At 62.4% G+C, this 19,213-nt stretch carries 19 protein-coding genes and 1 tRNA gene; 6 read left to right on the forward strand and 14 right to left on the reverse strand.

Annotated features, from left to right (window positions below):
• Nucleotides 1-324: 324 nt before the first annotated feature.
• The 4 genes from M0D66_RS16770 to M0D66_RS16785 form a co-directional block, all read right to left on the reverse strand.
• Complete coding sequence (locus M0D66_RS16770) at nucleotides 325-1,836, reverse strand: sensor domain-containing diguanylate cyclase (RefSeq protein WP_266211043.1); 1,512 nt, start codon at nucleotides 1,834-1,836, stop codon at nucleotides 325-327.
• A gap of 207 nt (nucleotides 1,837-2,043) precedes the next feature.
• Nucleotides 2,044-2,745 carry an NAD(P)H-binding protein gene (locus M0D66_RS16775; protein ID WP_093644811.1) on the reverse strand — a complete coding sequence of 234 codons (702 nt, stop codon included), beginning with the start codon at nucleotides 2,743-2,745 and terminating at the stop codon, nucleotides 2,044-2,046.
• A gap of 134 nt (nucleotides 2,746-2,879) precedes the next feature.
• The gene (locus M0D66_RS16780; RefSeq protein WP_266211044.1) at nucleotides 2,880-3,755 is read right to left on the reverse strand and encodes an SDR family NAD(P)-dependent oxidoreductase; all 876 of its coding nucleotides are present in this window, start codon (nucleotides 3,753-3,755) and stop codon (nucleotides 2,880-2,882) included.
• Between the two features lie 56 nt (nucleotides 3,756-3,811).
• Nucleotides 3,812-4,384: a TetR/AcrR family transcriptional regulator gene (locus tag M0D66_RS16785; RefSeq protein WP_093644815.1), complete on the reverse strand. Its 573-nt coding sequence runs from the start codon at nucleotides 4,382-4,384 to the stop codon at nucleotides 3,812-3,814.
• A 465-nt stretch (nucleotides 4,385-4,849) separates the two neighbouring features.
• Here M0D66_RS16785 and M0D66_RS16790 point away from each other — a divergent pair, with 465 nt between their 5' ends.
• On the forward strand, nucleotides 4,850-6,574 hold the full coding sequence (locus M0D66_RS16790; RefSeq protein WP_266211045.1) for a methyl-accepting chemotaxis protein: 1,725 nt from the start codon (nucleotides 4,850-4,852) through the stop codon (nucleotides 6,572-6,574).
• An 84-nt stretch (nucleotides 6,575-6,658) separates the two neighbouring features.
• On the opposite strand, the gene M0D66_RS16795 is transcribed toward M0D66_RS16790, so the two are convergent.
• Together M0D66_RS16795 and M0D66_RS16800 are read right to left on the reverse strand one after the other, a co-directional pair.
• Complete coding sequence (locus M0D66_RS16795) at nucleotides 6,659-8,869, reverse strand: xanthine dehydrogenase family protein molybdopterin-binding subunit (RefSeq protein WP_266211046.1); 2,211 nt, start codon at nucleotides 8,867-8,869, stop codon at nucleotides 6,659-6,661.
• Nucleotides 8,870-8,871: 2 nt separating this feature from the next.
• Nucleotides 8,872-9,333 carry a (2Fe-2S)-binding protein gene (locus M0D66_RS16800; protein WP_266211047.1) on the reverse strand — a complete coding sequence of 154 codons (462 nt, stop codon included), beginning with the start codon at nucleotides 9,331-9,333 and terminating at the stop codon, nucleotides 8,872-8,874.
• Between the two features lie 186 nt (nucleotides 9,334-9,519).
• Between M0D66_RS16800 and M0D66_RS16805 the strand changes: the two genes are divergently transcribed.
• Nucleotides 9,520-10,464: an AraC family transcriptional regulator gene (locus M0D66_RS16805; protein WP_266211048.1), complete on the forward strand. Its 945-nt coding sequence runs from the start codon at nucleotides 9,520-9,522 to the stop codon at nucleotides 10,462-10,464.
• Nucleotides 10,465-10,597: 133 nt separating this feature from the next.
• Here M0D66_RS16805 and M0D66_RS16810 read toward each other — a convergent pair.
• From M0D66_RS16810 to M0D66_RS16830, 5 genes are all read right to left on the reverse strand, one after another.
• Nucleotides 10,598-10,673, reverse strand: a tRNA-Ala gene (locus M0D66_RS16810).
• 88 nt (nucleotides 10,674-10,761) lie between these two features.
• A complete protein-coding gene (locus tag M0D66_RS16815) occupies nucleotides 10,762-11,112 on the reverse strand; it encodes a c-type cytochrome (RefSeq protein ID WP_200651905.1) in 351 nt (116 codons plus the stop codon).
• Nucleotides 11,109-11,903 carry a BON domain-containing protein gene (locus tag M0D66_RS16820; RefSeq protein WP_266211049.1) on the reverse strand — a complete coding sequence of 265 codons (795 nt, stop codon included), beginning with the start codon at nucleotides 11,901-11,903 and terminating at the stop codon, nucleotides 11,109-11,111. Before M0D66_RS16820 ends, M0D66_RS16815 begins: the two co-directional genes overlap by 4 nt.
• A 26-nt stretch (nucleotides 11,904-11,929) precedes the next feature.
• Nucleotides 11,930-12,517 (reverse strand): phosphoheptose isomerase, encoded by a 588-nt coding sequence (locus M0D66_RS16825; protein WP_093644827.1) that lies wholly within the window; start codon nucleotides 12,515-12,517, stop codon nucleotides 11,930-11,932.
• A 228-nt stretch (nucleotides 12,518-12,745) separates the two neighbouring features.
• A complete protein-coding gene (locus M0D66_RS16830) occupies nucleotides 12,746-13,228 on the reverse strand; it encodes a YraN family protein (RefSeq protein WP_266211050.1) in 483 nt (160 codons plus the stop codon).
• Here M0D66_RS16830 and rsmI point away from each other — a divergent pair.
• Nucleotides 13,227-14,105, forward strand: coding sequence for a 16S rRNA (cytidine(1402)-2'-O)-methyltransferase (gene rsmI / locus M0D66_RS16835; RefSeq protein WP_256455705.1), 879 nt, complete (start codon nucleotides 13,227-13,229; stop codon nucleotides 14,103-14,105). The two genes, M0D66_RS16830 and rsmI, sit on opposite strands and share 2 nt — an antisense overlap.
• A gap of 210 nt (nucleotides 14,106-14,315) precedes the next feature.
• On the opposite strand, the gene M0D66_RS16840 is transcribed toward rsmI, so the two are convergent.
• Nucleotides 14,316-14,936, reverse strand: coding sequence for a septal ring lytic transglycosylase RlpA family protein (locus M0D66_RS16840; RefSeq protein ID WP_093644833.1), 621 nt, complete (start codon nucleotides 14,934-14,936; stop codon nucleotides 14,316-14,318).
• A gap of 608 nt (nucleotides 14,937-15,544) precedes the next feature.
• Here M0D66_RS16840 and M0D66_RS16845 point away from each other — a divergent pair.
• From M0D66_RS16845 to M0D66_RS16855, 3 genes are all read left to right on the forward strand, one after another.
• Nucleotides 15,545-16,189, forward strand: a complete 645-nt coding sequence (locus M0D66_RS16845) for an MBL fold metallo-hydrolase (RefSeq protein ID WP_093644837.1) — start codon at nucleotides 15,545-15,547, stop codon at nucleotides 16,187-16,189.
• Nucleotides 16,186-16,815 (forward strand): exonuclease, encoded by a 630-nt coding sequence (locus tag M0D66_RS16850; RefSeq protein ID WP_093644839.1) that lies wholly within the window; start codon nucleotides 16,186-16,188, stop codon nucleotides 16,813-16,815. The genes M0D66_RS16845 and M0D66_RS16850 overlap by 4 nt, the downstream gene beginning before the upstream one ends.
• Nucleotides 16,816-16,905: 90 nt before the next feature.
• Entirely contained in the window at nucleotides 16,906-17,364 is a 459-nt protein-coding gene (locus M0D66_RS16855; protein WP_012431468.1) for an Lrp/AsnC family transcriptional regulator, read from the forward strand.
• 14 nt (nucleotides 17,365-17,378) lie between these two features.
• Here M0D66_RS16855 and M0D66_RS16860 read toward each other — a convergent pair whose 3' ends face one another.
• Together M0D66_RS16860 and M0D66_RS16865 are read right to left on the reverse strand one after the other, a co-directional pair.
• A complete protein-coding gene (locus M0D66_RS16860) occupies nucleotides 17,379-18,617 on the reverse strand; it encodes a cation diffusion facilitator family transporter (protein ID WP_266211051.1) in 1,239 nt (412 codons plus the stop codon).
• 258 nt (nucleotides 18,618-18,875) lie between these two features.
• Entirely contained in the window at nucleotides 18,876-19,178 is a 303-nt protein-coding gene (locus M0D66_RS16865) for an H-NS family nucleoid-associated regulatory protein (protein ID WP_054037926.1), read from the reverse strand.
• Nucleotides 19,179-19,213 lie beyond the last annotated feature (35 nt).

A 19,213-nucleotide genomic window follows, 5' to 3' on the forward strand; every position in this document is an offset into this window, starting at 1 on the left:
CATAACCGGGACAGGATGATGTAAGGAATGCCTGGCACACAGGGGCCAGATCGCTACGTCAACGTGCTTTGCCTGCCGGCGCGATGATTGGGATTTGTCTGATATTTGGGGATGAGCCGCGCTTTTAGACTTTGTTTGTTGCGTTCACCCCCCATGAGCGCACGCGAAGTTGATGTAACTCTCCGACTTACCGCTCACGCTCCCCGGCGTGAGCGGCTTTTTTTTGTCTGTACGTTTCGTTGGCCGGCGCACTCGCCGGTGCGTCCGATGCCAACCGAACTCGGCGCGATCCACGAACCCGCACACCTTCGAATTTGTGCTGCCTCACTGCGCCGGCGACGCCACGGCACTCCGCCGATCCGCCCGCGCCGCCACCGGATAGCAAAGCACCTGGTTGCGGCCGGCGTCCTTGGCCTCGTAGAGCGCCTCGTCCGCCGCGATGACAAGTGCGCGGCTCGTCGCGAATACGTGGCGGCTTGAGCACGCAATGCCAATGCTGACGGTCAGCACATGGTGCGAGCTCGCGACATGGCGAAGCTCGAGCGCCTGAACCGCGGCGCGAATTTTCTCGGCGATGGTCGCCGCCCCGGCTTCGTCGGTATCCGGCAGGAGCACGGCGAATTCTTCGCCGCCGTAGCGCGCGGCGGTATCGCCCGGACGCCGTACGCTCTGCCCGATGCAACGCGCCACGGCAATGAGCGCATCGTCGCCAGCCGAGTGGCCGTAGAGATCGTTGAAGCCCTTGAACGTATCGACATCGATCAGCAGCATCGACAACGGCCAGCCGTTACGCTGCGCACGGCGCCATTCCTCTTCCGCATGTTCTTCGAACGTGCGGCGATTGTTCAGGCCAGTCAAGCCGTCGGTACGTGCGAGCACGCGCAACTCTTCTTCGGCCGCGCGACGCTGCCGCAGTTGCTGCGAGAACAGGAGCGCAAGCGCAATGATCACCACGTCGAGCGCCGCAATCAGCGAGCCGATGAGCCACGCGCGATGCCGCCACTCCACGTAGATATCGCGCGTAGAGAGCGCCACGTCGAGAATCAACGGATACATATCGATATGGCGAAACGCGTACCAGCGCTCGACCCCGTCGATCGCCGCCGTGCCGAAGAAGTCCCCGCTCGGCTGCTGGAGGAAGCGCGAATAGTTCGAGGTGCCAGTCAGACTCCGGCCGATGATTTTCGGATCGTAGGGGCGCCGCATCAGCATCGTGCCGTCGTTCAGCATCAGCGCCATCGAGCCGCCCGAACCGAGATTCATGCCGGCGAAGAGATGCCTGAAGTAAGTAAGGCGCATCGTGCCGACCACCACGCCGCCGAAGCTGCCGTCCGGCCGCGAGATCCGGCGGCTCAACGCAATGCTCACGTCCTTGCCGGTCAGCTTGGGCATGAACGGCTGGCTAACGTACAGGCCGACATCGGGGGAATCGCGCTGAACCTTGAAATAGTCGCGCTCGGCGAGATTGACGGGACGCGGAGGCGAGGATTGCGAATCGAAGATGATGTTGCCGGCTGTGTCGAGTACGAAAATCGAACCCATGTCTTTCGCGCTGGCGGAGCCGTCGAACAGCACCATCTGGCGGATCTTCGGCGGCAGTTCCAGCACGCCGGGTTGTTTCAGCCCGTCGATTACCGCCCGCAGCGACAGATCGTAGATCTCGAGATTGCGTGACACGTCGCGCTCGACCAGCAGCGAGACGTTGAAGACCGAATCCTGGGCGCGCCGCAGCGCATCGTCGCGCATCTGTGCCAATACCCACACCGCGATCGCAAGGATCGCGCTGGCCAGCACGATACTGATGGCAATCACGATGTTCGGTCGGCGCGTCACCATGAACGTTTCATTCGAGCATGCGCTGACCTACGCGCGTGGAGAAGTTGGCGCGTCAGGAAGGCGCGTCTCGTGAAACGGTAGCCTACCAGACGCCGAGGCGCGTCGAATCAGGGAAAAGACAGGTTTTTGGCGGATTAAACGAATTTTTTCGACTAGGGGACGTCTCGGGCCGCGGCGCAGCGCGCGGACGTCACCCCGTCCGGGCGCTCAGCCCGCGTGCAGATCGAGCGCCGGCTCGGCTGCGGCGCGGCTGAGCGCCCTGATGTCCGCGACCTCGAGCACCGCTTTGGCGGCGCCATGGCGCGCGACCTCCAGCATCGCCTGGCCAATGTCTTCGGTGCTCAGAATGTGATTGGGAAAGAGCGCGCGCAGCGTCGACAGAAGCGGCCTCGCCACCGTATAGAACAAACGGTACGAGCGGGTTTTCGAAACGGCGCCGTTCAGCGGCTCGATCACGCCGGGGCGGAACAGATAGACGGCCTTGAACGGCAGCCGTAGCAGCGCATTCTCCGTCCGGCCCTTGACCCGCGCCCACATGGTGCGGCCGTGTTCAGTGCTATCGGTACCCGCGCCCGACACGTAGACGAAAGTCATTTGCGGATTGAGACGGGCCAGCGTCTGCGCGGCGGCCAGCGTCAGGTCGTAGGTAAGGCGCACATACTCGGCCTCCTGCAGACCTGCCGACGAGACGCCCAGACAGAAAAAGCACGCGTCGAAACCCGTCAGCGAGTCTTCCACCGTCCGGTAGTCCATCAAGTCCGGCTGAATCAGTTCGTTCAGACGCGGATCGAGTTGGCCGGTGCGGGTGCGGCCAACTGTCTGGACTACCTCGACGTCAGGCGCGCGCAGGCATTCGCGCAATACGCCCTGCCCGACCATGCCGGTCGCGCCGAAAATCAGAACCTTCATGATGCGTGCTCCATGATTGCGCCCGGCCAGCGCGCATTGGTCAAACCTTCAGATATGTCCCATAAGCGGGCGGCGACCGCTTTGTCCCGAGCGTGGCGGGCAATCTGGGCACCGCCCGGCGGCCGCATGCGTGCTCAGGCTTTCGCCGGTGCGCCCGGAAATTCCGGCAGCGGCGTCGGCGCGGAGAAATCGGTGGCCGCGCTGACCGCTCGCCACGCTTCGGCCGCTGCAGCGCGCGCCTTGTCGCCTTCGCCGGCGAAATGTAATGCGTCACTACCGAGCAGAAGATGCGCCGGCAACGAATCGTGATACGCGAGCTTCAGCACCACTTGCGCAACTTTTGCGGGATCGCCGGCTTCCTTGCCGACGTACTGGGACAGCATATCCGCGACGGCGCCAACCGACGGCACATAGTCCGGCAGCAATTCCGGCGCCTCACCCATCGCGCCCGTGCCCCATTCCGTTTTCATACCGCCCGGCTCGAGCGCAGTGACGTGGACGCCAAACGGCGCGAGTTCCTGGCTGATCACCTCAGTGAAGCCGCCGACCGCCCACTTTGCAGCCTGATACGCGCTCAAGCCGGCGATCCCGACACGGCCGCCCACCGACGAAATCTGGATCACGTGGCCGGATCGCTGTTTCCGAAGTACCGGAAGCGCCGCACGCGTGACGTTAACCACACCATAGAAGTTGGTGTCGATCTGCGCACGGAAATCGTCTTCGGTAGTTTGCTCGAACGGCGCCAGATGACCGAAGCCCGCGTTGTTGACGACCACATCGAGCCGGCCGAAAGCATCGACTGCAGCCTGCACGGCCGCGCGTGCCGCCGCCGGATCCGTGACATCTAGCGCGACCGCGCGAACCTGCTCACCGTAGCGTGTCACCAGATCCGCCAACTGCCGCGGATCGCGCGCCGTAGCCACCACCCGCTCACCGGCACGCAACGCCGTTTCGACGATATCGCGCCCAAGCCCGCGGGCGCTTCCCGTAACCAACCAGACCTTCGACATAATGCGCTCCTTTCGATTAATTGAGTGTGTGCGCGCTCATTAATAAGGTAAAAAAATTAGTTCTGGGCAATCGCGCGCCAGAACGCCTCAAAGCCGGCCTTGCGATAACGGTCGGCGTTAGCCGGTTCGCGAGCGATGAAATCCATGGTGGTTTCGGCCAATGCCGCCATGATTGCCGACAGGAAAGCCGGCGGATGATCACGCAAGGCGCCGCTCGCCACGCTTGCCTGAATCATTGTGTTGATGTCTGCGAAAGACTCCATGCCAGTTGCACGTGTACAGTCGGACAGACGCTCCGACACGGACAGTTGCGCCACGGCCCGGCGTTTTTGCGGCTGCGCCACGCCCCAGTCGACAAACCTGTTCCACACGTGCTGAATGCGCTCGCGCACGCTGGCTTGCTTCGGATAGGTCGTCATCATCACTTCGCGCAGCTCTGCCTTGATGTCCAGGTAGAGCTGGTTCAGCAGCTCGTCCTTATTGTCGAAATACGTGAACAACGTTCCTTCAGCCACGCCCGCGAGTTTTGCGATGCGCGCGGTGGGTGCGCTCAAACCCTGCTCGGCAATGACCTCCGTTGCGGCAGCAAGGATGGCGTTGCGTTTGTCTTCGCTTTTCGGACGGGCCATGCAGGTCGTTTCGACTACAAGTAATTAATGAGTGATTGCTCAATCATATCCATGTGTGGCCATTAGTTCAAGCCATTTTTTGTTGCCTGATGTTCGCCAGTAGGTTATTTGCCCGGACGCACGTCGGAAAATGAAATGAATATGTAAGTTTCATGCTTTCACCGCGCACCTAAATATATTCAAATCAACCGAAAACGATGCGTTCTTCGCGCATCGTGCGCAAGCTTTGTAGAGGAATACCCGGGATTTCTTAAGTCCGTAAGAATTCGATCCGATAACCAGTAAATGGGATACCCATTTATCGCCTGACGTTCGACGCACCTTCGGACGCGTCCTGCGAAAGGCACGAAGGGTAAACCGCGCGGGGCGGCCACGATGATCGGCTGCCAGATAGACGCTCCCATGCCCGGACCTGAGAGTCCACTGCGAACGCTTCAACGTTTCGTTATTGGAGAATAAAAAATCGTGACCCTCAAAAACCTCACCATCAAAACCAAACTCATCGCCGGTTTCGGCATGCTGTCTGTCGTTGTCGTCGCGGTTTCCGGCCTTTCCCTGAAGGCGCTGAGCGATTCGACCGATGGGTTTTCCAACTTCGTACACGGCATCAACGCACGCGCCGATATGGCGGTGCAGGTTCGAACCGCCGTGGATCGTAGAGCAATCGCGGCGCGCAACCTTGTGCTCGTGACCAAACCCCAGGACCTCGAAGTAGAGAAAGCTGACGTAACGCGTGCACACGAAGACGTGCAAATCGACCTGAAAAAGCTCAACGACATGATCGCCAGCGCGACCGACACGTCGGAGAAAGCACGCAGTCTCGTCGCAGAGATCAACCGGGTCGAAGCGGCTTATGGTCCGGTTGCCCTCAACATCGTCAATCTCGCGCTCACTAACAAGCGGGATGAAGCGATCGCCGAGATGGACGAGCATTGCCGGCCGCTGCTCGCCGCGCTGATTCGCGCGACCAACGCGTACGCTGACTACACGCGCTCACGCCAGGAACAACTGGTCAACGAGTACACGGCGCATTACGAAAGCCAGCGCAATCTGCTGATCGCGATCTGCCTTATCGCGCTGGGGCTCGCCGTCGGCGCATGCGTGGTGATCACGCGTGCCGTGACCGGACCGCTGCGTTTTGCGATCGACGTCGCGCGCACGGTGTCGGCAGGCGATCTGCGCACGCGCATCACGGTCGAGGGCCGCGACGAAACCAGCAAACTGCTGACCGCCCTGCGCGAGATGAATGAACGGCTGACGGTGACCGTTGGACGGGTGCGCGACAGCAGCACCAGCATCGCCGGCGCGGCACGTCAGATCGCAGCGGGCAATATGGACCTGAGCCAGCGTACCGAGCAACAGGCTGCTTCCTTGCAGGAAACGGCTTCCAGCATGGAAGAACTCACCTCCACGGTTAAGCAGAACGCCGACAACGCGCAGCAAGGCAGCATGCTGGCTGCGAATGCATCGTCGGTGGCGCAAAAGGGTAGCGAGGTCGTCGGTCAGGTGGTGAACACCATGCACGACATCAGCGACAGCTCGACGAAGATCGCGGACATCACGGGCATCATCGAAGGCATTGCGTTCCAGACGAACATCCTCGCGTTGAACGCGGCAGTTGAAGCCGCGCGTGCGGGCGAACAGGGGCGGGGTTTCGCGGTGGTGGCAAGCGAAGTCAGAAGCCTGGCTCAACGTTCATCGAGTGCGGCCAAGGAGATCAAGGATCTGATCGCCACTTCCGTGGACAAGATCCGTGACGGGTCCGCGCTTGCCGGCGAGGCGGGCAAGACGATGACCGAGGTGACTCAGGCAGTCGCACGAGTCACCGACATCATGTCGGAAATCGCGGCGGCATCGACCGAACAAAGCCGTGGCATCGAGCAGGTCAATCTTGCGATTACGCAGATGGACAACGTCACGCAGCAGAATGCGGCTTTGGTGGAAGAGGCGGCTGCGGCTTCGCGGTCGATGGAAGACCAGGGGGAACAACTGACTGACGCCGTGGCGTTTTTTCAGGTGAAGGATTCGGCGGCTGCGGTAGCGGCAGCTCCGGTTCCTGCTCGGCGGGAGGCGCAGCGACGCGAGGTTGCGGTTGCTGCTGCTCCTAAACGCGTTGCGCGGGCTACGGCCGCTGCGCCGGTTGCTGCGCTTGCTACTGCAACTGTAGATGAAGGGTGGGATAAGTTCTGATTCAGGAAAGCGCCGCGCTCCCGCATGACAAGCATGCGGGAGCGCAATCAATCACGACGCGGCGCGTCGTCTTAGGTCAGCCCGTCAGGCGGTCTTTTCCGAAGCGGCAGGAAACGGCAGCGAGTGAATCCGCCTGCCGGTGGCCGCGAAGATCGCGTTCGCGACCGCCGGCCCGACGGGTGCGACACCCGGCTCGCCGACGCCCGTCGGCGCTTCGCCCGATTGCACGATATGCACCTCGACCTTGGGCATCTCCGCGAACCGCAGCACCTGGTAGCCGTCGAAGTTGTTCTGCTCGACCTTGCCGTCCTTTAACGTGATCGCGCTGTGCAACGCCGCGCCGAGACCGAAGCCGATGCCGCCTTCCATCTGCGCGGCGATGACGTCCGGATTGATCGGCGTGCCGCAATCCACCGCACACACGACGCGCTCCACTTTCACGTTACCGTCCTTGTCGACGGAGACTTCCGCGACTTGCGCGACGAACGTCTTGAACGCCTCGGCTACCGCGATGCCGCGCCCGCGGCCTTTCGGCAACGGTTTGGCCGGGTCCCAGCCCGCTTTCTGCGCAGCGAGTTCGAGCACGCCCCGCATACGCGGTTCATGCGCGAGCAGATCGCGGCGGAAGACGAACGGGTCCTTGCGCGCGGCGTGCGCGGCTTCGTCCATGAACGCCTCGACCGCGAATGCCGTATGCGAGCTGCCGACCACCCGCCACCACAACACAGGTACGCCGGTCTGTGTGGTCGTCAGTTCGACCGAGAGGTTCGGAATCGCGTAGGCCACGTTAGCGGCGCCCTCGATGGACGTCCCGTCGATCCCGTTCTTGACCATCACGCTGGCGAACGGCGTGCCGGCAAGAATCGACTGACCGACGATGCGATGCCGCCAGCCGACGAGCTTGCCGTCGGCGCTCAGGCCCGCGTCGAGCTTGTGGAAGTACATCGGCCGGTAGAGGCCGCCGTGGATGTCGTCCTCACGGGTCCACTGCAGCTTGACCGGCGTGCCGTTCGCACCCAGCGCCTTCGCGATCGACACGGCCTCGACGATATAGTCCGACTGGGTGTTCGCGCGTCTGCCGAAACTGCCACCCGCATACAGCGTGTGGATCTTGACCTGCTGCGGATCGAGTCCCGCCGTATGTGCGGCGTTGGCCTGATCGACGGTCTGAAACTGGTCGCCGGCCCAGATTTCGCAACTGTCAGCGGTGAGTTTGACAACCGCGTCGAGCGGTTCCATCGGCGCGTGAGCGAGATACGGGAACGCATAGCTGGCGGAGATTTTCTTCACCGCGCCTGCGAGCGCCTTCGTCGCATCACCGTCTTTTCGGGCGGACATGCCTGGCTGCTCGGCGAGCTGCCGGTATTCAGCCATGATCGCGTCCGAGCTGCGCTTTTCGGCCTTTGAATCGTCCCATTCGACCTTCAACGCATCGCGGCCCTGCTTCGCCGCCCAGAAACCCTTTGCGACCACCGCGACGCCACCCGGCACCTGCACGACCGAGACGACGCCGGGCACTGCTTTCGCGGCCGACGCATCGAACGATTTGACCGTCGCGCCGAAGAGCGGCGGACGCTGCAGCAGCGCGACCAGCATGCCGGGGAACGTCACATCGAGCGTGAACTGCGCAGTGCCGTTGGTTTTCGGCGGCACGTCGACGCGCGGCAGCTGATGGCCGATCAAACGAAAATCCTTCGGCGACTTGAGCGTGACCGTATCCGGCACCGGCAAGCGGGCCGCGGCCGACGCGAGCGAACCGTAGGTCGCGGTCCGGTTCGTGGCCGCGTGATGAACGCTGCCGTCGAGCGTCGTCAGCTCGGATGCGGGCACCTGCCACTGCGCAGCGGCGGCGGAGACCAGCATCGCGCGCGCTTTCGCGCCGGCTTCGCGCAATTGCATCCACGAGTTGGCCATCGCCGAACTGCCGCCCGTGCCCTGGATCGTGCCGAACGCGAGATTCGCGTAGCGCTTTGCATCGGCGGGCGCGCTTTCGACACGCACGTCCTGCCAGTTCGCATCCAGCTCTTCCGCGACGATCGTCGCGATGCCGGTATACGCGCCCTGGCCCATCTCGACATGCTTCGCGATGACCGTGACGCTGTTGTCCGGCGCGACGCGCAGGAACGCGTTGGGTGCGAACGTCGCGTCGGGCATCGTGGCGGCGAGCGCGCGGCGGCCCGTGCCCGCCCATTCGAAGCCGATGGTGAGACCGACTGCCGCGAAGGCGCCGGCTGCTTTGAGAAAGGTTCGGCGCGACGGGCGTACCGCATCCTTGAGATCGAGATCGGTCGTCATGGTCAGGCCTTCAGGGTGGCAGCGGCTTCGTGGATGGCCGCGCGAATGCGGGTATAGGTCGCACAGCGGCAGATGTTGCCGTTCATCGCGGCATCGATGTCGGCGTCGATGGGCGTAGCGTTATGTTCGAGCAAGGCTGTCGCGGACATGATCTGTCCGGATTGACAGTACCCGCACTGCGGCACCTGCAGCTTGACCCATGCGGCCTGGATGGCTTTTGCGGGCCGGCTTTCGATGCCTTCGATAGTCGTGATGCGCTTACCCGCGATAGCCGCAAGCGGCAGCACGCACGAGCGGGTGGCCTCGCCTTCCAGATGAACCGTGCAGGCGCCGCATTGCGCCATGCCGCAGCCGAACTTCGTGCCGTGCAGGCCCGCGTCCTCGCGGATTGCCCAAAGGAGCGGCGTGGTGGGATCGGCGTCGAGCGTAACGTTCTTGCCGTTGAGGACAAACGATGTGGACATGGAACCTCTCCGTGGGGAAAGCCCGGACTTGGCGCCGGGTGTACGCGGCAGTGTGTACCGACTGCCTGCGGTTGCGCTTACACAATCCTGCAAATTTATTGAACAATGCTGCAAATCGAGCAGGCCAGCCGCGCTTGTCCGGCAGCGGTTGGGTATGCTCAATTCCGTTCACGGAGTTCCATGCGCATGAAACAGCATTCCTCCCGGCCCGATCCTTCGGCGGAACGCGAAACCGCGCGCCGGGAACTCGCCGCGCTCATCAGCCGCTTCGCGCCGACGGACGGTACCCATCAGACGGCGATCCCATCGCTCACGTTTTATCGCTACTCGCAGCCCGTGAATCTCGGCTGCGGCGTGACGAGCTCCGCATTCGTGTTCGCGGCGCAGGGCGCCAAGCGGGTCATGGTCGCGGGGCAGGCGTACGTCTACGATCATCTGCATTGCCTCGTGACATCCGTCGATCTGCCGGTGATGTCGCGGGTGACGCGGGCCTCACCCGACGCGCCTTATCTGTGTGTGAAGTTCACGCTCGATCCGCAGCGGATCGTCGAGCTGGCGACGCAGCTGCGCCTGCCAGAACCGGATGCCGCGTCGGCAGGCGAAGGCATCGCCGTGGCCACGCTGTCAGCACCGGTTTTCGATACCGCGCTGCGACTCGTACGATTGCTCGATACTCCGGGTGACATTCCCGTACTCGCACCGCTCATCGAAAAGGAATTGCTCTACCGGCTGATGACGAGCGAGCAAGGAAAAAGGCTGCGGCAGGTCGCGGTGAACGGGAGTCAGACGTACCGGATCGCGCGGGCAATCGAGTGGATCCAGAATCACTACACCGAGCTTTTGCGGATGGAGACGCTGGCACATGCGGTGAACATGAGCGTGTCGTCGCTCCATCATCACTTCAAGAACGTCACGACACTGACTCCGCTGCAGTATCAGAAGCAACTGCGGCTACACGAGGCGCGCAGATTACTGCTCAGGCATAGCGGAGATGTCGGGTCGGTCGCGGTCCGGGTCGGGTATGACAGCCCTTCGCAGTTCAGTCGCGAATATAGCCGGCACTTCGGCGCGCCGCCGCTTCGCGACATCGCGCAATTGAGGCGTTTGGATGGGGTGGAGTTTCGGGAGTGAGCGTAAGTCGCATTCGCGACATCTCCCTTTGGGGGAGATAAGGGCGATTGGATTTCGTTAGAAACAGAAAACCCCGCAAGCCTTTCGGCTGCGGGGTTTTCGGACAATCTCGGACAACTTTCGATGTGATCTTTGGTGGAGAGGAGGAGGATCGAACTCCCGACCTTCGCATTGCGAACGCGACGCTCTCCCAGCTGAGCTACCCCCCCAACGTGCAAACAATTCTAGCACAGGCATTTTGCGTTTTGCCAAGCCCCCGCGGGGGTAAAACCCGGAGGCAAAAGGGGCGGCAAAACATCACCTGGACGGCGCGCCAGCCAGCACCCAATCGACCACTGTGCGAATATCCGCATCGCTCATCGACTGATGCGCCGGCATCGGAATCATGCCCCATACGCCGGAGCCCCCGTCCTTCACCTTGCGCGACAATTTTGCCGGCGCTTGCGCATCGCCCTTGTACTTCGTAGCGATCTGCTGGAACGACGGGCCGACCAGTTTGCGGTCTACCGCGTGACATCCCATGCAGGCATTCGAGTTAGCAACGATCTGACCACGCGGGGCATCGGCCGCACGTGCTGAAGAGGTAAAAGCGCCGGCCAACGCGCCAGCCATCAACATCGCTACAGCGAAAGCAACGCCCCGCGTCATGGCGTCGTCGCCTTCGGATTGCCCGGATGCACGGCGTTCGAATTGGTGACCGGCGCCGGCGCTTGCTGCTCGAGCGGACGCGAACTCACCGATGAATCGGGGATCGCGCCGACAGTCGGCGTGCTCGCGTCCGGCTGCGAAGCGGCAACCGGTGCGGTCGCCGCTGCAGCGGCCGCCGCCGCGGCTTCCTGCGGCTGAATGTACTGGAACACCTTCACGACCTGCACCACGCCCGGCACGCGGCTCGCAACATCGGCGCCGCGATTGCCTTCGTCCATCGTGACAAGGCCCATCAGATACACCGAGCCGCGCTCGGCCACGACCTTGAAGTTGTTCGCCGAAATGTTCTTCTCGGCGATCAGCGCGGTCTTCACGCGCGTCTCGAGGTAAGTGTCATTCGTGCGCGACGAGAACGAGCTCGCCGGCATGATCGCCAGTTCGTTGACGATCGTGTTGACGTTGTTCAAGCCACGCACGATGGACTCCGCGCGCTGCTTCGAGACGTCACCCGCCACTTCGCCGGTCAGCAGCACGCGGCGGTTGAACACCGTCACGTTGACGTGCGCGTTGTCGGGCAAGTTCTGGCTGATCTGCGCCAGCGCCTTCACCTGCATCTCGCGATCCTCGGTCTGCGCGCCGAGCGTGCGCCGGTCGGTCGCCACCAGCGCGCCGCCGCCCGCCGCGCCGGCAACGGCGAGAAAGCAACCCTGCAACGTCGCGGACAGTCCCGCGGCGAACCCGACCACCAGCACGGTTCTCACCAGTGTCTTCTTGACGCGGAATACGCTCATCAACTAGCTCTCCTTCGGAATCAATCTCAGTCTTCGCCCAGCAACATGGCATCGATGCCGTCGCACAGACAATGGATGGTCAGCAAATGCACTTCCTGAATACGCGCGGTGCGATCGGACGGCACACAAATGTGGATATCGGTATCGCCCAGCACTTCCTGCATACGGCCGCCGCCCTTGCCGGTCAGCGCGACCACGATCATTTCGCGCTCATGCGCGGCCTCGATCGCGGCCAGCACATTGGCGGAATTGCCGGACGTGGTGACGGCCAGCAGCACATCGCCGGGCTGGCCGAGGGCCCAAACCTGCTTCGAAAAAATCTGCTCGAACGAGTAGTCGTTGGCGATGGCGGTGAGCACGGAGGTGTCGGTGGTCAGCGCAATCGCCGGCAAGCCCGGGCGCTCACGCTCGAAGCGGCCGATCAGTTCGGCGGCGAAATGTTGCGCGTCGGCCGCTGAGCCGCCGTTGCCGCACGCAAGAATGCGGCTGCCGTTGGCAAGCGCGGCGAACATCGTGTCGATCGCTGCGGCGATCGGCATCGACAGGGATTCGAGGGCTTCGAGTTTGACTGCCGCGCTGTCGCGGAAGTGTTGTTGAATGCGTTCGACTGACATCGAGTCTCTAGTTTCTACCGCGAATAGACCGCAGTACGCGGCCGTGTTGTGAAGTCGTATTGCGAAGTCGTGCCGCTCTGATGAACCGTGCCGGCAACACAGTGTAGATGCGCAAAAACATCGCGAAATGCGCTATCCCGTCGCTGCTTTCCATACACCGGTGTGGTTCACGAGGTCCGCACGCGAGCGCAAGTTTATCGCACTCACGCCTGTTCTCCCCGCACTGCATCAGACTTCGTCGGCGCGAAACGCATCGCGCAGCCACACGAGCCGACCGGCTTCGAACGCAATTACGTCGAAACGGCACGCGGGCTCATCATGCGAACGCCTGCTGCGGGTTGCCAGGTAATGCCGCGCGGCACGCACGATCCGCTGCTTCTTTTGCCAGCCGATGCTGGCTGCCGCGCCGCCATAATGCTGCTGGGCACGCGCGCGAACTTCGACGAACACCAGCGCGCCGTCACGGTCGCGCATCACCAGATCGATCTCGCCGCCCCGGCACAGCACGTTGCGCGCGACGAAACGCAAACGCTGCCGCTGCAAAAACTCCATCGCACGCGCCTCGAAAGCCGCGCCGACGAGTTTGGACCCGGTTGGTCTCGAAAAGTTGTGGCCGACGGCCCGTGCCCTCACCTGCCAACCATCCGGTTCACGCGCCGCTGCGTGGCACAATGGCGGCCTCGTTCTGTCTGTCTGCGTCTTCTGCCTCATGACTCCTCTCTCCGAACTCGCGCAAGGGCAGCAGTACCCTGCCGCCGCGCTCTATGTGGTGGCCACGCCGATCGGCAATATCGCCGACGTCACGCTGCGCGCGTTGCATGTGCTCGGACTGGTGGACCGCATTGCCGCCGAAGACACCCGCAACACCGGCCAACTGCTCGCGCGTTACGGCATCTCGAAGCCGCTCGTCGCGGTTCATCAGCACAACGAGCGGGCCGCGGCGCTGCGCCTGATCGAGCATCTGCAAGCGGGCGAACGCGTGGCCTACGTATCCGATGCGGGCACGCCCGGCATCTCGGATCCCGGCGCGAAACTCGTCGACGCGGTGCGCGAAGCCGGCTTCCCGGTCATTCCGCTACCCGGCGCAAGCGCGCTCGCCACCGCCTTGAGCGCGGCCGGCGACTGGGTCGCGACGTTCTCGTTCCTCGGCTTCCTGCCGCCGAAGGCAAAAGCACGCGCCGCGGCACTGCAAGCGCTCGCGAACCATCCGCACGCGATGGTGTTCTACGAAGCGCCGCACCGGATCGTCGAAACGGTGCAGGCCATGGCGGACGCATTCGGCGGCGAACGCAAACTGCTGATCGCACGGGAATTGACGAAGTTACATGAAGCGCTGCACCGCGGCACCCTGGCCGAAGGGCCAACGTGGCTCGCAGCCGATCCGAACCGGCAACGCGGTGAGTTCGTCCTGGTGGTGGAAGGCGCGCAGCCGGAAGCCGCGGGCGAACACGATCACGACGCGTTGCTGGGCATCCTGCTGGAAGAATTGACGGTGAGCAGCGCGGCAAAAGTTGCCGCGACCCTCACCGGCGCGTCGCGCAATGCGCTCTACACGCGCGCTTTGGCGTTGAAGAAAGACGAGGAATAAGGCGGACGAGAAGGGAGGTCCGCCAGCGGATCAGGCTCGCAGCACAAGCCAGGACCGAAAGGGATGAGCGGCTGCGTGCAGCCACGGTGGATGAGTAAAAGAAAAGGGCCGCGCGAAGCGGCCCTCTGTCTTTTGGCGAACAACGGCGCGAGTAAGCGCCACGTTGCCCGGCGTCACAAGCGCGTCAGAGACGCGCCCGCGGCCATTTCATTACTTCTCTGAGTTCGACGCCAGCGTTTCATTCATCTCAGCGCGTGCTTCCTGTCGCGTCAATCCTTCGATCTGAACACGCGCGGTACCGGCGTGGCGCATGTCGAGCGCGGCGGCGGCGGCCATTGACAGATCGATGATCCGGCCACGCGCATACGGGCCACGATCGTTGATGCGCACGACAACCGAGCGCGAGGTGGCCGGATTGGTCACGCGAACATACGAGCCGAGCGGCAACGTGCGATGTGCCGCAGTCAGCGCGTGCATGTCGAAACGTTCACCGTTGGCGGTACGGCGGCCATGGAACCCGCGGCCGTACCACGAGGCGCGACCGATCTGATGAAAGTCCGAGACGCCGGAATTGTCGTCAGTAAGCGGCTGCGCATCGGCCAGCGACGAGCCTTTGGCGGCTGCGCCGGATGCCGGCGCGCTACCGAAAGCTTGCGGGCCGAAGGAACCTGCCTGCGCATTCTTCGTGCTCAGCGGCGCGCCGCTGTCAGACGTGCTGCTCGCGCCCGGAGGCGTGGCACAGCCGGCCAGCACAAAAAAGGCAAAAAGAGTCCCCAGACCACGGGATAACCGAGTTTTCATAAGACGTGCAATCAAATTGTCGAGCCGCATCACGCGAAAAGTTGAGCGTGTTGCCTGCGACTCCGGCGGCAATGGACGACAACGCGCCGCGCAGAAAAGCGCAGTACGTCAAAGCCCGGATGCGGCTACCCAGCCGCTACCGCACGGTTAATTTTCACGTCTGGCGCAACCTGTCCCCGGCAGCCTGACCAGACCCCACATGCCGCCATCGAACGTGGCAAACACGTTCTTGCGCGCGGAACTCAGCGCGCAGGAACAGCGGCGTAGGCCCCACCCAGCGTCACGGCATTTAAGTCCGTTGCAGGCGCGCGGCGCCTGGCTGGGTAAGACGTGTGCATCGAATGCATCGATACCTGATGGCCGCCCAAAACCGCGACAGCCCATACTTGAGTGGCAATCCGCGTGCCCATTTTTGATGGGGACGCATCGCCGTGTGGCATGCACAATTCCTTGTGCATGGAGGCCATTATACCCAAAAGAAAATTTTGGGATGGCAAGCGACTGAAAACCTTGATGAATTTTCACTCTTGCTGCAAAAATGGGCAGCTCAAAGCCCGCTGCAGCGGGGCCTCAGCGCCCTCGACGAGCGTCGACGAGACGCCGGTACAATCAACGTTTTTCCAGCGGCGCCGTCATCCATGAAAGTCACCTTGATCCCCGTTACGCCGTTCCAGCAGAACAGCTCGCTGCTCGTTTGCGAGGCAACCGGGCGCGCGGCCGTTGTCGATCCAGGCGGCGACCTCGATGTCATCCAGGGTGAAATCGCGCGCCAGAATGTGACGGTCGAAAAAGTATTCCTCACGCATGGCCACATCGATCACTGCGCCGGCGCGAAGACGCTCGCCACGCACTACGGCGTACCGATCGAAGGTCCGCATCCCGACGAAAGTTTCTGGCTCGACAAGCTGCCGGACCAAAGCACGCGCTTCGGCTTTCCTGCTGCCGAAGCGTTCGAGCCGGACCGTTGGCTGCAAGACGGCGAGACCGTGCAATTCGGCGACGAAACCCTCGAGGTCTATCACTGCCCCGGCCACACGCCCGGCCACGTGGTGTTCTTCAGCCGCGCGCATCGGCTCGCATTGGTGGGCGACGTGCTGTTCGCCGGCTCGATCGGCCGCACGGATTTTCCGCGCGGCAATCACGCCGACCTGGTACACGCGATCCGCGAAAAACTCTGGCCGCTCGGCGACGACGTCACCTTCGTTCCGGGCCACGGCCCCACCTCCACGTTCGGCGCCGAACGCCGCACCAATCCGTATGTCGCCGACGGAGTCAAAGCATGAGCAGCGAAATCTACGTGAGCACCGATGTCGAAGCGGACGGCCCGATTCCCGGTCCGCATTCGATGCTCAGTTTCGCCTCCGCCGCGTACACGGAAGACAAGCAGCTGATCGCCACCTTCTCCGCGAATCTTGAATTGCTCGACGGCGCCACGCCGCATCCGGTGCAGGAAGCATGGTGGAAGACGCAGCCGGAGGCGTGGGAAGCCTGCCGCAAGAATTTGCAGGATCCGCAGGCCGCGCTGACCGCCTATGTCGAATGGGTCGAGGCGTTGCCGGGCAAGCCGGTGTTCGTGGCGATGCCGGCCGGTTTCGACTTCACCTATATGTTCTGGTACATGATGCGATTTGTCGGCCGCTGCCCGTTTTCGTGGTCGGCGCTCGATATCAAAACGCTGGCCTTCGCACTAACCGGCCTGCCGTACCGCAAGAACATCAAGCCACGTTTCCCGAAGCACTGGTTCGACGAACATCCCCACACGCATGTCGCGCTGGACGACGCGATCGAACAGGGCGCGCTTTTCTGCAACATGCTCAAGGATCTGCGCGCCGTTCAGGCGGCCACGCTGACGGCCGCTAAAGATGGGGACGGCTCAGGACAAAACGCCGCTGAGGAACCGGCAAATTAGGTAATCTCCCTCGCTGAAGCCGTTTTACATTGCGTTTCGTTTTCGAGACCTCTACCATGCGTTGATAGGGCGACGCCAACGGAGGCGCAGTTGACACTCGATACGTTCTCTCAAAAAATCCTGCGCCTGTTGCAGCTCGACGCACGCCGGTCCGTGCAAGAGATTTCCGACCAGGTCGGCCTGTCGAGCACCCCGTGCTGGCGCCGTATCAAGGATATGGAGCAATCAGGGGTGATCCAGCGCTACACGGCATTGCTGGATCGCGAAAAGCTGGGGCTACACGTCTGCGCGCTCGCGCATATCCATCTCACGCGCCACACCGAGGGCGGGGTCGAACAGTTCGAGCGGGAAATCGCGACCTGCCCGGAGGTCACCGAGTGCTACAGCACGACCGGCGAATCCGATTACATCCTCAAGATCGTCGCGCCGGACATCAAGGCGTACGACAGCTTTCTGCACGAACGCATCTTCAAGATTCCTGCCGTCGCGCAAGTGCGCACGAGCGTCGTGCTGCGCGAGATCAAATTCGATACGCAATTGCCGCTGTGAGACTGTAGCCGCGCTCACGTGGCGCTATGCGGCTGCTCAGCCTTGGCGCTGGCGTCGCCGGCCCCTGCTTCCGTCGAAACGCTGCTTTCGGCCTGCGGAGCGTCCACTCCCTGCAGCACGTTCAGCTTGCGGGCACCGAGGCGGCGCCTGAGCGCGTCCAGATCGACGCGAGCAAGGCACGGCTCATCACTTTCTGCCGTACGCGAGCCCGGCGTCGGCAGAACCACTTCGACATCGAGCCCAGTGCTCAAGTAATGCATATTGACCGACGCGGCCTTCACGCCACCCGCGGCGAGCGCCGCGTTGACTTCGGCGACGACCCGCTCCCGGGTCGGCAGATTGACGGGCGGTCGCGCCATCGCGTCGTTTTCCGGGTCGACATGGATCAGCGCGTCGAGCACGCGGTTGTCGGCCAGCACACGCAAGCGTGCCGATTCGGCGATGTAGTGCCCTTCCGATACCGAGATCAGCGGGTCGACCAGAATGTGCGCATCGACCAGCGCGAAGTCGCCCATCTTGCGGGTGCGCATTTCATGCACGTCGCGTACGCCGGGCGTCGCGAGCAATAGCGCGCGCATGTCGGCGGAGGCGGCTTCGTCGAGCGCGCGGTCGGAAAGATCTTGCAGCGCGTCCCAGCCGAACATCCAGCCCATGCGCGCCACCATGAAGCCGACAATCGCCGCGGCGATCGGATCGAGCAGACGCACGCCTGCGAGGCTGCCGATGATGCCAATCGCGACCACCAATGACGAAGCGGCGTCCGAACGTGCATGCCATGCGTTCGCAATCAACATGGCCGAACGCACGCGTTGCGCTTCGCGCAGCATGTAGCGAAACAGGCTTTCTTTGGAAATCAGCACCAGCACAGCGACCGCGAGCGCGCTCATATGCACGGCGGGGATGCTTTGCAAATCGGCGAGACGTGTGCCGGCGCGCCACAACATACCAACGCCGACAACAATCAGCAGCGCGCCCAAAAACAATGACGCGACCGTTTCATAGCGGCTATGTCCGTAATTGTGATCCGCGTCAGGCTTGGCGCCGCTGTGCCGATTAGCGATTAGCACGACAAAATCGGAAATCAGATCGGCTAACGAATGGATACCGTCGGCGACCAGCGCCTGCGAATGAGCAAACACGCCGATGACGATTTGCAGCGTCATAAGCACCGTATTGAGCGCAATACTGACAAAGGTACTTTTGCGCGCAACGCGATGTTTCTCGACGGACTGGACGGCGGCGGAGGAAGGCATCGCTGAAACAAAGGGGAGAGTTCAATACCTGCATTCTACCCGGCGCATCTCAATATGCGCTGGATAAACCACAAAAAAACCTTTTAAATCAGACGCTTATCTAAACGAAAAGCATTCGCGTTCCAGTTTCATGGAGCGCGTGCGACAAAGAGTCACGGCAATTTGCCGCGGAAATAAAAAAACCGCGCCCTTGACGGTACGCGGTTTTTTTCTGGCAACAGCGGGCGCTATAGGCGCCACTGATTGACCGTAAAACTATTACTTCTGGATCAGAAATTTCTCACGGTCCAGACCTGCGATCCAGCGCGGGGGCTTGCCGCGGCCCGACCACGTGCTGCCGCTATCCGGGTCACGATACTTCGGCGCGACGCCTGCACGCGGACGACCGGCTTTAGCAGCCTTGGCACCACGGCCGCCACCGAGTTCAGTCAGCGAAATGCCGTAATCGGCCATTTTCTGCTTGATCTCATTCAACACTTCTGCATATTCACGCGACTTTGCTTCTTCGATCTGCTTTTCGAGCTTCTCGCGCTGTGCGAGTAGTTCCTTGTAGGAAGACATAGGTTCCCTTATGGATTGGATAAATGACTGCCAGT

The organism is Paraburkholderia sp. SECH2, assembly GCF_030464795.1.
GTDB classification, from domain to species: Bacteria; Pseudomonadota; Gammaproteobacteria; order Burkholderiales; family Burkholderiaceae; genus Paraburkholderia; species Paraburkholderia aspalathi.